Raw genomic sequence first — 13,625 nt, forward strand, 5'->3', positions numbered from 1 at the left:
CTACTACCCACCCTGCCCTGATCCCGGTGGACGGGGCGGGGCCAGGACGGGCGAGAGAGCCAGGACGGGACCAGGGGCCGAAATGGCGGAAGCCGCGTCAGGACACCCGGGCGGCGGCCCGGCTGACCAACGAGCCGAGAACCTTCCCGAAGTCCAGCCCGGCCGCCTGGATGGCGAGCGGTAACAGTGACGTCTCGGTCATGCCGGGCGAGACGTTGACCTCCAGCACGTGCGGTCGACCGTCGGCGTCGACGATAAGGTCGACCCGGGAGAGATCCCGCAGGCCCAGCGCCCGGTGCGCGGCCAGGGCCACCTCGGTGACCGTTTTGGTGACCGAGGCGTCCAGCCGGGCCGGGGCGTGCCAGGTGGTTCGGCCGGCCGTGTAGCGGGCCGCGTAGTCGTACACGCCGTTGCGGGGCACGATCTCCACCGGCGGGAGGGCCTGCGGCCCGTTCCCCAGGTCGACCACGGAGACCGCCACATCCATGCCGGACACGTACCGCTCGACCAACGCCGTCGAGTCGTACGCGAAGCAACCCACCATCGCTGCCGGAAGGGCCGCAGCGTCCCGGACGACCGCGGCACCCAGGCCGGACCCGCCCTGGGCCGGCTTCACCATCAGTGGCAGCCCCAACCGGTCCACGATCCGGTCCAGCACCGCCACCGCACCCAGCTCCGAGAAACGGTCGTGCGGCAGGGCCACCCAGTCGGGAGTCGGGATGCCGTTCTCCCGCAGCACCGCCTTCGCGGACGGCTTGTCCCAGGCGAGCCGGGAGGCGCGGGCGTCACAGCCGACGTACGGCACGCCACACAGGTCGAGCACGCCACGCAGCGAACCGTCCTCGCCGGTGGCGCCGTGCAACGCGATCACGACGGCGTCCGGCGGGTCGGCGGTGAGCGCGGGCAGCAGCGCCACGTCGGCGTCCCGCAGCTCCGCCTCGACGCCGATCGCGCGGAGCGCGTCGAGCACCCGGCGGCCGGACCGCAGCGAGACGTCCCGCTCGTAGGAGAGGCCGCCGGCGAGCACGAGCACGTGCAGGTCGGCGTTGACGGTGGGGCCGGTCATGGGGGATCGGTCGGCAGGTGTGTCAGCCATGCCCGAATCATGCCAAGTCAGGGCCGGGCACGTCCGCACCGCCCTGCCGGCGCCGGCCGGCTGCGGGGACCGGCCCGAAGACCCGGCGCATGGCAATCTCCTGCTCCATCACCCCGGCCAGCCGGCGGACGCCCTCCCGGATCCGCTCCGGTGGGGGGAAGGAGAAGTTCAGCCGGACGTTGCCCGCGCCGGAGCCGTCGGCGTAGAAGCCGGTACCCGGGACGTAGGCGACCCGGGCGGCGATCGCGCGCGGCATCATCGCCTTGGCGTCGAGCCCGGCCGGCAGGGTTGCCCACACGAAGAGGCCGCCACCCGGGTTGGTCCAGGTGGTGCCCTCCGGCATCAGGTCCTCCAGCGCGGTGAGCAGGGCGTCCCGCCGCTCCCGGTAGACCTCCCGGTAGACCTTCAGCTGCTCCCGCCACGGCATGGTCGACAGGTACGTGGCGACGGCGGCCTGGGCGTAGCCGCTGGGGCAGAGGATCTGCGCCTCGCTGGCGATCACCAGTTTGTCGCGGACCGCGTGCGGGGCGAGGATCCAACCGACCCGCAGCCCGGGCGCGAACGTCTTGGAGAAGGTGCCCAGGTAGAAGACCCCGTCACGGCGACGGGCCCGCAGCGGCGCGGGGGCCTCCCCCTCGAAGCCGAGCTGGCCGTACGGGTCGTCCTCGACCACCAGCAGCCCGGCCCGCTCGCAGATGTCGAGCACCCGTTCGCGACGTTCCTCGCTCAGCGTCACGCCGGTCGGGTTCTGGTAGGTGGGGATGGTGTAGAGGAACTTCACCCGCCGGCCGGCGCGGGCCAGGTCGGCGATCGCGACCTCCAGCGCCTCCGGCACCAGCCCTTCGTCGTCCATCGGCACATGCGCGACCTGGGCCTGGGCGGCCTGGAACACCCCGAGTGCGCCCACGTACGTCGGCCCCTCGGCGAGCACCACGTCCCCCGGGTCCAGGAAGAGGCGGGCCACCAGGTCCAGCGCCTGCTGCCCGCCGACGGTCACCACCACGTCCTCGGGCGAGGCGCCGCAGGACGCGTCGATGCCGGAGAGGGCCATCACCTCGCAGATCCGCTCCCGCAGCTCCAGGGTACCCTGGCCGATGCCGTACTGCAGGGTGGTGACGCCCTGCTCGGAGCCGAGCTTGCCGAGCATCTCGCCGACCGCGTCCAGCGGCAGCGCGGCGATGTAGGGTGCCCCGCCGGCCAGCGAGACGACCTCCGGCCGGCTGGCCACCGCGAAGAGGGCCCGGATCTCCGATGCGGTCATCCCCCGGACCCGCCGGGCGTACCGGTCGGTGTAGTCGTCGAGCGTCGTGCCGGTCATGACATCACCTCGATCGGGTGTCGGTCGGGCTCCTGCCCGCTGGGTCCCCGCAGCGCCGGCCACCATGACGGCGCGGGACGCCGGTCGCTCGATCCTAGTCCGCTTCCGCCGCCCGTGGACCGGTGATTTCGGGTACGTCCACATGCCGGACCGGTCACAACCGGCTCAGGTGGGCATTCGCGCGTCCCCTCCCGCACGGCCGGTGGTCGGCGTACGATCGCTCGTCGGGGGGCAGGACGGCGGCATGCCGCGCCGGTTCCACCCCCGAGCCTACTGTGGGGGCCCACCGATGTCGCGACGCCTGGTCAGTTTGACCCTGGACACCCTGGAAGACCTGCCCCGCCCGTGCCGTGAGTGCGTGTACTGGGAACTGGACCCGGTCTCCGCGGACCGGGCCTGCGCGGCAGGCGACCCAGGGCTGGAGAAGGAGGCGTGGGTCTCCCAGACGCTGCTGGAGTGGGGTTCCTGCGGCAAGCTGGCGTACGTCGACGGCATGCCGGCCGGGTTCGTCATGTTTGCCCCGCCCGCCTACGTCCCCCGCTCGATGGCCTTCCCCACATCCCCGGTCTCCGCTGACGCGGCACTGCTGATGACCGCGAACGTGGTGCCGGCCTTCGCCGGGGGCGGGCTGGGCCGGATGCTCGTGCAGGGGGTCGCCCGGGATCTGACCAAGCGGGGCATCAAGGCGATCGAGGCGTTCGGTGACGCCAAGTTCGGCGACGACGCGGGCGAGTCCCGGGCCTGTGTCGCCCCGGCCGACTTCTTCCTGTCGGTGGGCTTCAAGACGGTCCGCCCGCATCCCCGCTACCCTCGGCTGCGCCTGGAACTGCGGACGGCGCTGAGCTGGAAGTCGGACGTCGAGTACGCGCTGGAGAAGCTGCTCGGCTCGATGAGCCCGGAGACGCTGCTCCGTCCGGTCCGGCCGGCCCCGGTAACCCACCGAACCGCCGGCTGAGCCGGCATTGACCGCGGCAGGCGGCGGCGGTGCGGCCGGCGAGCCGTACGGTCAGTCGACCACCGCGCCGGCGGCCACCACCGCGCGCAGCTCGCTGACGTCGATCGAGCCGGTCGGCACGTCCCGTTCGACGGGGAAGAACATCCGCTGCACGGCCGCCACGATCGCCTCCACGACCCGGTCCCGAAAGCGCGGATCGATCAGTCGTTCCCGGTCCCGTGGCGAGGTGAGATAGCCGATCTCGACCCGGACCGCCGGCATCCTCGTCAGCCGGAGCAGGTCCCAGGCTTTGGCATGGGTGCGGCAGTCCCGTAGCCCGGTCCGCGCGACGATCTCGCGCTGGACGAGCCCGGCCAACCGCTCCCCGGTGGTGGAGGTGACGCCGTTGTCCGTGCCGTAGTGGTAGGTGGCGACACCTTCCGCCTCCGGGTTGGCGTGCCCGTCGGTGTGCAGCGAGAGGAACACGTCCGCGCCGAGGGCGTTGGCCAACTGCGCGCGTTCGGTGTCGGGCAGGCACCTGCCGGGGGCCGGGCCGCGGGTGAGCTGCACCCGTACGCCTGCGGCGGCGAGTCGGCCCTCCAGCCGGCTGGCCAGGTCGTGCACCAACTCCGCCTCGGTCCAGCGCAGCGGCCCGTCCGGCACCACCACTCCAGGGTCGGTGCCGCCGTGGCCGGGGTCGATGACCACCGTCCGCCCGACCAGGGTCGGTCCGGACTGCCGGATCGCGTCGGACTCGCGCAGCCACTGCGGCCGGCCGCCGACCACCTTGCGCCCGAGTCGGCGCAGCGCGTCCATGGTGTGCGGCCCGCAGGCGCCGTCCGGTTTCAGCCCGACCTCGCGCTGGAACTGGGCCACCGCGCGGGAGGTGCGGATGCCGTAGACGGCGTCGGCGCGGCCCACGTCGTACCCCATCTCCAGCAGGCGTTCCTGGAGTGACCGGACGTCCTCGCCGCAGAGGGGTTCCGGCACCGCGTGGTAGAGCGTGCGGGCGCCCAGCCGCCAGCGTGCCGCGTCCAGGGCCCGCCAGGTTTCCGCGCCGACCCGCCCGTCGACGCTGAGCCCTCGGGACTGCTGGAAGGCCCGCACGGCGCGTTCGGTGGCCCCGTCGAACGCGCCGTCGGTTGACGGGGGGAGCAGGTCGAGACCGGTGAGGATCCTGCGGATCTCCGCCACGGCCGGCCCACGGTCACCGGGTCGGATCGGACGCACGCACGACCCCCTCTGCTGCTGGCAGGGCGTGGCGGACACGCCCGCCGGGACTGCGGCGAAAGGTGCTCTCTGCCCAACGGATGCTTACGGAGCGTACCGTGGCCGGTCCTGTCCAGGTCAGCGGTTCGCGCAGGTCAGAGCCCGGAAAGACGTGATCCCCGTACCCATCGGGTACGGGGACCGTGTGGTGCGACGGCTCAGAGCGCGGACTCGATCAGCCGGACCAGCTCGCCCTTGGGCTTGGCGCCGGCGATCGACTGCACCGGCTCGCCGTTCTTGAAGACGGTGAGGGTCGGGACCGACATCACCCGGTAGGCGCGGGCGGTCTCCGGGTTCTCGTCGATGTTGAGCTTGACGATGGAGACCTTGTCCCCCATCTCGCCCGCGATCTCCTCCAGCAACGGCGAGACCTTACGGCACGGCCCGCACCACTCCGCCCAGAAGTCCACCAGCACCGGCTTGTCGGACTTCAGCACGTCGGTGGCGAAGTTCGCATCGGTGACGACCTTGGTTGCTCCCACTCAGACCCTCCTCCTCAAAATTCGTTCTCGGTTGTTCAGCTCTGGATCGTGGCGATGAAGCGCTCGGCGTCGAGGGCCGCGGCACAGCCGGTGCCGGCGGCCGTGATCGCCTGCCGGTACGTGTGGTCGACCAGGTCACCGGCGGCGAAGACTCCCGGGATGCTGGTCCGGGTGCTCGGAGCCTGAACCTTCACGTAGCCCTCGTCGTCCAGCTCCACCTGGCCCCGGAAGAGCTCGCTGCGCGGGTCGTGGCCGATCGCGACGAAGACGCCGGTCACGTCGAGCACCTTGGTCTCGCCGCTGTGCACGTTGCGGACCCGGACCCCGCTGACCTTGCCGTCCGCACCGAGGATCTCCTCGACGGTGGTGTTCCACTCGACCCTGATCTTGTCGTTGCCGAGCGCCCGGTCCGCCATGATCTTGCTGGCCCGGAAAGAGTCCCGCCGGTGGATGATGGTGACCGACTCGGCGAAGCGGGTGAGGAAGCTGGCCTCCTCCATGGCGGAGTCACCGCCGCCCACCACCACGATGTGCTGGCCCCGGAAGAAGAACCCGTCACAGGTCGCGCAGGACGACACGCCGTGGCCCAGGTATTCCTGCTCCCCCGGCACACCCAGCGGGCGCCAGGCCGAACCGGTGGTCAGGATGACGGCCCTCGCCCGGTAGGCGGTCTGGCCCACCCAGACGGTGCTGACCGCGTCCGAGCCCACCTTGCCGGTGTCCTTCAGCTCGACCCGGGTGACGTCGTCGGTGAGAAACTCCGCCCCGAACCGCTCGGCCTGCTTTCGCATGTTGTCCATCAGCTCGGGGCCGAGGATGCCGTCGGCGAAACCGGGGAAGTTCTCCACCTCGGTGGTGGTCATCAGCGCGCCGCCGGACTGCACACCCTCGATGACGAGTGGCTTCAGGTTGGCGCGCGCGGCGTAGACCGCCGCTGTGTAGCCGGCCGGCCCGGAGCCGATGATGATCAGGTTGCGGACCTCGTCCACTGCCGTCTCCCGATGTGTGTGTTCGGCATCGGCGACGCACCGATGTCGATCCCGAGTGCCGACGACTCAGCGACGCCGGCGACTGACTTGCAGAACGTCATCGTACGAAGCGGAGATTCCCGAGCCGGTCGTCCGGTGGGTCACGTCACGCGGCGGCGGACGACCGGCGAACGCGGCCTCACCCTACCCGCGCCTGGTAACGGGTGTCCGCGCCGGACCCCGGCACGCCGCACTCGGCCCCGCTCACCCACACCCACCGTTCCCCGGTCGGATCGGCGAACCGGAGCACCAGCGCCGGCTTTCCCCGGAACGAGGCGTAGTCGACCAGCGTCACGGTGATCGGCCCCCTCCCGTGCTCGGCGGACACCTCGCCGAGGCAGGCTTCCAGCGCCGCCGGTTCACCGAGCCGGTCCAGGTTGCCGGGCCCGGCCAGCCGACCGCCCTGGACGGCGCTCTCACCGGGGCGGCTCTCCCGTGGGGTGAGCTCGGAGGGTGGGCTGGCCAGCGGCCGCACGCTCGCGGCGGTGCCGTCGGCCAGCGTCTCCGGCGTCCAGTCGACTCCACTGTGCTGCGGCTCGTCGACCACCCGGTACGGCGCCCGATCGGCGGCGGCTCCGCCGGCGACCGCCGTGTCGGCGTCCCCGGCGCCGGAGCGGTCGAGCAGGTGCTCGACGCCCAGCCCCATGACGGCGAGCGAGGCGGCGGCGACCGCCACCGGGGCGGCGAGCCGCGTCCAGCGCCGGCGACGCCGGCCCGGCCCGCTCGCGTCGTCCCGCCGGGGAGCCAAGGTACGCGGGGTCGCCCGACCGCCCTGGGCGGGCAAGACCGAGCCGGCGGACCGTCCGGTGTCGGATCGGCTCTCCGCCGGCACGCTCGTCCAGGCGGCGTCGAGCGGGTCACCGGGCACCGCACCGTCGGGTCCGACGGCGGGAGCCGGCCCCGCCCCGGCGAGGGCGGCGGCGAGTCGGTCCACGACCGCCAGCGGCATCTGCGGGGCCGGCTCGGCGAGGTCGGCGAGGTCGGCGCTCACCCGGGTGAGTGCGCCGGCCAGGGCGGCGTACGCGTCGACCCAGGCGGGATCCTCCTCGACCAGCCGCGCGACGACCGCCTCCTCCGGGGTGCCGTGCAGCGCCCCGCCGAGGTAGTCGGCGAGCAGGTCTTGGTCGACCCCGCTGAACTCCCCGGTCGTCACGTTTCCTCCTGGTTGGCGTCCCGCCGGGTGCGCCCCGACCCCGATCCGACGCCCTCCGGGGCCTGTGGGTTCCCCAAGGTGACCCCCGGCACGTCCCGGTCGGAGCGGGCGCCCGAGGTGGTGGGGTCTACCCCGGTCCGCAGGTGTCCGAGCTGCACCGCCAGCCGGGCCCGGCCCCGGGCGCAGCGGCTCTTGATCGTTCCCTCGGCCACGCCGAGGATCCGGGCCACCTCGGCCACCGGGTAACCCTGGACATCCACCAGGACGAGCGCGGCCCGCTGCTCGGCCGGGAGCGTGGCCAGGGCCTCCCGGACCACCAGCGCGGTGTCGTGGTCGGTGGCCGGGGCGGCCGGTTCGACACCGCCGGTGCCGTCCTCCGTGCGGGTGCCGTCGGGCAGCGGGACGGTCGGGTGGGCCTGGCGGCGGCGGATGCGGTCCAGGCAGGCGTTCACCACGATCCGGTGCAGCCACGTGGTGACGGCCGAGTCGCCCCGGAACCGCGCGGCGGCCCGGTGGGCGGACAGGAGCGCGTCCTGGAGGGCGTCGGCGGCCTCCTCGCGGTCGCCGAGGGTGCGGAGCGCCACCGCCCAGAGCCGGTCCCGGTGCCGGTGGAACAGCTCGGTGAAGGCGGCCCGATCACCGGCGACATGGGCCCGGAGCAGTTCGAGGTCGGACGCCTCGGCGACCGACGGTCCGGCGGGTGAAGGGCCGTCGGGCACCGGATCGGGCGTACGCCCGCCGCGACCGGTCATCACCACGTCCGGACGAGGTGGCACCGGGATCGCGGCGGACGGGTCACGAGCCCTGGACCGTGATTTCCTGGACGCCGAGCTTCCAGCCGTCGCCGCTCTCCTTCTCCGGCAGCTCGGTGATCCAGAAGAGCAGGTACTGGTACTTCTCCTCCGGGTTGAACCCGTTGAAGGTCATCGTGGTGCCGTCGTGCCCCTCGAACGGCTGCCCGATCCGGTTGGAGTAGGCGGCCACGAGCTGCTTGTCACCGGAGGAGCTGGACGGGAAGTCGGCCTTGCCCGTCCGCAGCTCGGCGGAGGCGCCGGTGGACGAGAGGACCGCGCGCAGGGACTTGACCGAGTGTGGTTCGCCCAGGTCGATCCAGACCCCCATGCCGGTCTTCCCGGGCAGGTTCCCGAACTTGCCCGAGTTCTGGTAGGTCTGGGTCTCCCAGCCCCTGTCCTCGTCGCCGTCAATCACCCGCTCGGCGTTCCGCAGCTCGCCGCGATCCCCGCCCGGGTCGATGATCCGGACGTCCCTGATGGTGAGCGGACCGACCCGCGCGGCGGGCGAGCTGGCGTCGCCGCTGGCCGGGGCGCTGGCCGACGGCTGGGCCACCGGCTGGGTGTCGGGCGACTCGCCGCCGCCGAAGACGCTGATGCCGACGAGGAGGCCGACCAGGGCGACCGCCAGCAGGCCGGCGATGCCGATCGCGACCTTCCGGCCACCGGCCGCCGCCAGCGGCGAGGGCTCGTCGCCCGGGTCCGCGGTGAACCGGATCGTGCCGGTCTGGTCGAGGAAGTGGTCCTCGGCGGGGACGTCGAGGCGACTCAGCTCGGCGGCGAGCACGTCCGAGGCGGGCGGGGCGATCTCGGCGTCGAGCAGATCCATGGTGAGGTCGTCGAGGTACGCCGGCACACCCGCCCGAACCTGCCGGGGCGCGGCGATGGAGCCGCTGGCGTCACGGACCGCGTCCACGATGGCCGCCCGGCCGTGCCCCGCCGTCGCGCCGCGCAGCGGTGCCTCCGCGTGCGGCCAGTGCCCGGTGAGGGCGAAGTAGAGGATGCCGCCGACCGCCCGAACGTCGTTCTCCTGGCTGTCGGCGCAGTCGGTGCGGGCGTCGGCCAGCACCACCCGGCCGTCGTCGCTGATCATCACGGTGCCGGGGTGGACGTTGCCGTGCACCATGCCGGTGGCGTGCACGGAGGCGAGGGCGCTGGCCACGGCGTTGCCGATCGCGGTGGCGCGGGCCGGGTCCAGCGGACCCTCGGCGACCAGCTCGCGCAGCGAACGCCCGTCGACCCACTCGCGGACGACGTAGGCCCGCTCGCTCTCGTCGATGGCATCGTAGACGCCGACCAGGTTGGGGTGGATGACCCGGCTGGCGGCTACCGCGGCCTGGAGCATCTCGGTGGCGGAGTCGCCGCCGGGGTAGCGCAGCACCACCGCGACCGGACGGCGTAGCACGACGTCGACCCCTCGCCAGACGAGCCGCCCGGCGCTGTCGTTGTTGATGTGCTCGACCAGCTCGTACCGCTCGGCGAGGATCTCACCGGCCGTGGGAGCACCGAAGGTCATGACCGGTGCGGACTCTTCCGCCTCCTGACCCTCGCCGACCTGGGTCACCCGTCCTCCCTCGGTGATCGTGTCGATCGATGGACCCGCGCTGCTGGGCATGTGGCTTCCCGCTCTGCCTTCGATGGAACCGGCCGGCGGGTCGACGTGGGCGCCGGCCACCTGCCGTGTCCGTCCAGAGCGACCTTACCTGGACTGCCCGTCATACCGACATGTCATCTTCCCGCCGCCCGCGGCGACGTGCCGGGAGTGGCCGACCTCGTCCGGTTGCGACCGCTGTCAGCCACGTTGCTGGCACATGTACTAGCCAATCTACGGGTTGACCACAAGTAGTCGCCGCAGGGGCCGGCCTGGGTGTGGCGGCCCGCCCACGCCGCGCGGGTTCCCGCCCAACGGGCCCCCCAAGCTCGGCCGTACGGTTGGTTATCCACAGGACTTTCCGGTAGGTGAGCGGGGAGTCGGTGAGTTATCCACAGCCGTGTCCCCAGGCTGGTGATCCTCGTTTACCCTCCGTGGCGTGTGCCCGGTGCGGTCCGGTCAGCGGCCGAGCTTACGGCGGACCATGCCGACCACCTCGGTGATCTCGCCGATGCGCAGCACCGTCGCCAGGCCGAGGTAGGTCACCCCGATCACCGCCCCGCCGACCACCAACTGGACCGCCGCCTGAAGCCAGCTCAGCTTCGTCGGATCGCCGGGAAGCAGGCCGACCACCAGCAGGCCGACCAGGGCCGCGCCGAGCGCGGCGACGACCACCTTGCCCATCGTCCGCATGATCCGGCCGAGCCCGATCCGGCCCACCCGGGGGCGCAGCAGCAGCGCCGACAACACCGCTGCCGCCACGTACGAGACAGCGTTGCCGATCATCATGCCCGCCGCTGCGAAAACGGGCGAGAAGACGACGAAGAGCCCGATCTGGAGCGCCACCCGTAGCGCCACCACCGGCATGTTCACCAGCGCCGGGGTTCGGGTGTCCGGCAGGGCGTAGAAGGCGAACGTGAACAGCTGGCTGATCGCGAACGGCACCAACCCCACCGCGGCGACCAGCAGCACCGTCGAGGTGGCCACCGCGTTGTCGCCACTGAACGCGCCGTACCGGAACACCACCACCGAGATCGGCGCGGCCAGCACCGCGTAGCAGACCGCGATCGGCGCGAGCACCGCGGTGACCATCCGGGTGCCGCGGGACAGGTCGGCGGTGACGTCGTGGAACCGGCCGTCGGCGGCGGCGGCGCTCATCCGGGGCATCAGCGCCGTGATGATCGAGACGGCGATGATGCCGTGCGCCATCATCAGCAGCAGGAAGACGTTGTTGTAGATCAGCAGACCGGCGCTGTCCTCGCCCGCCGCCCGGGTGAGCAGGTTGACCACCACGAACAGGCCGAGCTGGTTGACCGCCACGTAGCAGAACATCCAGCCGCCGAGCCGGGCCAGCTCCCGCAGCCCCAACTCGCGGAAGTCGAACCGTAGCTTCCACCGGAAGCCCACCTTGCGCAGCGCCGGCAGCAGTCCGGCGGCCTGCACCGCCACACCGAGCAGGGTGCCGCCGCCGACCAGCAGGATCTGCCCCCAGCCCATGTCCTGCGGCTCGATCGCCCGCGCGCCGTAGACCAGGATGTAGAGGCCGAAGACGCCGATGACCACCAGGTTGTTGAGGATCGGTGCCCACATCGGGGCGGCGAAGTGGCCCCGGGTGTTCAGCACGGCGGCGATCAGCGCGCTCACGCCGGTGAAGAACAGCATCGGCAGCATCAGGTACGACAGGTGGGTGACCAGCCCGGTGTAGTCCTCGTCCTTGCCGCCGGCGTACAGGGTGGTCAGCACCTGCGCCAGCAGCAGAGCGATCAGCACGGCGGCGCCCAGCGCGAGCACCGCGAGGGTCAGCAGCCGCTGGGCGTACGCCTCGCCCCGGTCGGGGTCGGTCCTGCGGCGGCGTACCAGCACCGGGATCAGCACACTGGTCAGCACGCCGCCGAGCAGGAACTCGTACACCTGGTTCGGCAGGAACTGCGCGGTGGTGTAGACGTTGCCGACCAGATTGCCGAGCGCCGCGCCGATCATCAGGTTCCGGACGAAGCCCGTACCCCGGCTGACCAGGCTGCCGATCGCCATCACCGCGCTGTTCGCCGCGGCGCTGGTCTCCGCCACCACCTCCTGCGGCGGCGCGGTGGCCTCCACGCCCGGCTGGTTCATCGGCGCCGCCGAGACGAAGGTCGCGTCGTCACCCGGCCGCGGGCCGCCTCCCTGCGCGGCGTTCGCGCTGCGGTAGAGCCCGCCGCTCATCTCCAGCCTCCCCGGGGTACGTCGGAACCGGCGCCGGCCCGCACGCCATGACCATAGTCAACCCCGGCCGCATACCCGCGCCCGGCGGATCGGATCACGCCCCGGCCCGATAGGCTGGCGATCCCATGTCCGAAGCCTCCGCTCCCCACGCCGCCGACCGCCGCGAACTCACCGCCGCGCAGCGCAACGCCGTCGCCGAACTGCTCCGCGTCTCCCCGGTCGCCGACGAGCTCGGCCGCAGGTTCGCGCACGCCGGGCACGAACTGCACCTGGTGGGCGGATCCGTCCGCGACGCCCTGCTCGGCCGGCTCGGCGACGACCTCGACTTCTGCACCGACGCCCACCCGGACGAGACGATCAGGATCGTCAAGGGTTGGGCCGAGTCGATCTGGGAGACCGGCCGGGAGTTCGGCACCATCGGCTGCCAACGCGACGGGCTCCGGCTGGAGGTCACCACCTTTCGCGCCGAAGCGTACGACCAGGTCAGCCGCAACCCGATCGTCGAGTACGGCACCAACCTCGCCGACGACCTGAAGCGGCGGGACTTCACCATCAACGCGATGGCGGTCAGCCTGCCCGACCACCGGTTCACCGACCCGTACGGCGGCCTGGACGACCTCGCCGCCAAGGTGATCCGCACCCCCGGCACGCCCCGGGAATCGTTCGGCGACGACCCGCTGCGGATGCTGCGGGCCGCCCGCTTCGCCGCGCAGCTGCGCTTCGCCGTCCACCCGGACGTGCGCGAGGCGATGACCCGGATGGCGACGGACCTGGACCGGATCACCGCCGAGCGGATCCGCGACGAGTTCAGCAAGCTGCTCTGCGGGGCAGACCCGATCACCGGGTTGCGGCTGCTGGTCGACACCGGGCTGGCCGAGCGGTTCCTGCCCGAGCTGACCGGGTTGAAGCTGGAGATCGACGAGCACGCCCAGCACAAGGACGTCTACGAGCACACCCTCACCGTGGTGAGCAACGCGATGTCGTACGAGACCGACGGTTGCGACTTCGTCCTGCGGATGGCCGCGCTCCTGCACGACGTGGGCAAGCCGGCCACGAAGGCGGTCGGCCCGGACGGCCGGGTCAGCTTCCACCACCACGAGGTGGTCGGCGCCCGGCTCACCAAGGCCCGGATGAAGGCGCTGCGCTACCCGAAGGAGGTCACCGCGCAGGTCGCCAAGCTGGTCGGCCTGCACCTGCGCTTCTACGGGTACGGGCGCGGCGAGTGGACCGACTCGGCGGTACGCCGGTACGTCACCGACGCGGGTGACCTGCTGCCCCGGCTGCACAAGCTCACCCGGTCGGACTGCACGACCCGAAACCGGCGCAAGGCGGCCCAGCTCGCCGCCGACTACGACGCGCTGGAGGAGCGGATCGCCCGGATCGCCGCCGAGGAGGACCTGGCCCGGGTCCGACCCGACCTGGACGGCAACGCGATCATGGAGCTGCTCGGCGTACCGCCGGGGCCGGTGGTCGGGAAGGCGTGGCAGCACCTCAAGGAGCTGCGTCTGGAACGCGGCCCGCTGGACCGCGACGAGGCCGAGGCGGAGTTGCTGCGCTGGGCCCGCGAGCAGGGTGTCATCTCCTGATCCCTGGCCCGGCGACGCCGGCACGACTCGCGCGGCCGTAGGCGGCCGCTGATCGTCCCCTTGGCGCGAACGGGCGTGCCGCCCGCAGGGGAAAACCCCGGCTGTCGCATCTGGAAAAGATCACGGCGTACCGGACAGACGCGACGGGGGTCGCCCGGCTTTGCCGGGCGACCCC

At 72.4% G+C, this 13,625-nt stretch carries 11 protein-coding genes; 2 read left to right on the top strand and 9 right to left on the bottom strand.

Annotation, left to right across the window (positions count from 1 at the left end; translation table 11 throughout):
* Positions 1-97 precede the first annotated feature (97 nt).
* Together E1193_RS22970 and E1193_RS22975 are read right to left on the bottom strand one after the other, a co-directional pair.
* A complete protein-coding gene (locus tag E1193_RS22970; RefSeq protein ID WP_132185261.1) occupies positions 98-1,096 on the bottom strand; it encodes a D-alanine--D-alanine ligase in 999 nt (332 codons plus the stop codon).
* A 7-nt stretch (positions 1,097-1,103) separates the two neighbouring features.
* Positions 1,104-2,414 carry a PLP-dependent aminotransferase family protein gene (locus E1193_RS22975; RefSeq protein WP_132185262.1) on the bottom strand — a complete coding sequence of 437 codons (1,311 nt, stop codon included), beginning with the start codon at positions 2,412-2,414 and terminating at the stop codon, positions 1,104-1,106.
* Between the two features lie 289 nt (positions 2,415-2,703).
* Here E1193_RS22975 and E1193_RS22980 point away from each other — a divergent pair, with 289 nt between their 5' ends.
* Positions 2,704-3,369 (top strand): GNAT family N-acetyltransferase, encoded by a 666-nt coding sequence (locus E1193_RS22980; RefSeq protein WP_132185263.1) that lies wholly within the window; start codon positions 2,704-2,706, stop codon positions 3,367-3,369.
* Positions 3,370-3,420: 51 nt separating this feature from the next.
* Here E1193_RS22980 and E1193_RS22985 read toward each other — a convergent pair whose 3' ends face one another.
* From E1193_RS22985 to murJ, 7 genes are all read right to left on the bottom strand, one after another.
* A complete protein-coding gene (locus E1193_RS22985) occupies positions 3,421-4,578 on the bottom strand; it encodes an N-acetylmuramoyl-L-alanine amidase (RefSeq protein WP_132185264.1) in 1,158 nt (385 codons plus the stop codon).
* Between the two features lie 197 nt (positions 4,579-4,775).
* Complete coding sequence (gene trxA / locus E1193_RS22990; RefSeq protein WP_132185265.1) at positions 4,776-5,099, bottom strand: thioredoxin; 324 nt, start codon at positions 5,097-5,099, stop codon at positions 4,776-4,778.
* Positions 5,100-5,134: 35 nt separating this feature from the next.
* Positions 5,135-6,088 carry a thioredoxin-disulfide reductase gene (gene trxB / locus E1193_RS22995; RefSeq protein WP_132185266.1) on the bottom strand — a complete coding sequence of 318 codons (954 nt, stop codon included), beginning with the start codon at positions 6,086-6,088 and terminating at the stop codon, positions 5,135-5,137.
* 178 nt (positions 6,089-6,266) lie between these two features.
* Positions 6,267-7,280 carry a hypothetical protein gene (locus E1193_RS23000; RefSeq protein ID WP_132185267.1) on the bottom strand — a complete coding sequence of 338 codons (1,014 nt, stop codon included), beginning with the start codon at positions 7,278-7,280 and terminating at the stop codon, positions 6,267-6,269.
* Positions 7,277-8,032, bottom strand: coding sequence for an RNA polymerase sigma factor SigM (gene sigM, locus E1193_RS23005; RefSeq protein ID WP_132185268.1), 756 nt, complete (start codon positions 8,030-8,032; stop codon positions 7,277-7,279). Before sigM ends, E1193_RS23000 begins: the two co-directional genes overlap by 4 nt.
* Positions 8,033-8,075: 43 nt before the next feature.
* The gene (locus E1193_RS23010) at positions 8,076-9,686 is read right to left on the bottom strand and encodes a protein kinase family protein (RefSeq protein ID WP_132185269.1); all 1,611 of its coding nucleotides are present in this window, start codon (positions 9,684-9,686) and stop codon (positions 8,076-8,078) included.
* A gap of 435 nt (positions 9,687-10,121) precedes the next feature.
* Positions 10,122-11,864, bottom strand: coding sequence for a murein biosynthesis integral membrane protein MurJ (gene murJ, locus E1193_RS23015; protein ID WP_132185270.1), 1,743 nt, complete (start codon positions 11,862-11,864; stop codon positions 10,122-10,124).
* A gap of 125 nt (positions 11,865-11,989) precedes the next feature.
* On the opposite strand from murJ, the gene E1193_RS23020 reads away from it, so the two are divergent.
* Complete coding sequence (locus tag E1193_RS23020; protein ID WP_132185271.1) at positions 11,990-13,450, top strand: CCA tRNA nucleotidyltransferase; 1,461 nt, start codon at positions 11,990-11,992, stop codon at positions 13,448-13,450.
* The last annotated feature ends 175 nt before the right edge of the window (positions 13,451-13,625 follow it).

Source organism: Micromonospora sp. KC606, assembly GCF_004348675.1.
Lineage (GTDB): Bacteria > Actinomycetota > Actinomycetes > Mycobacteriales > Micromonosporaceae > Micromonospora.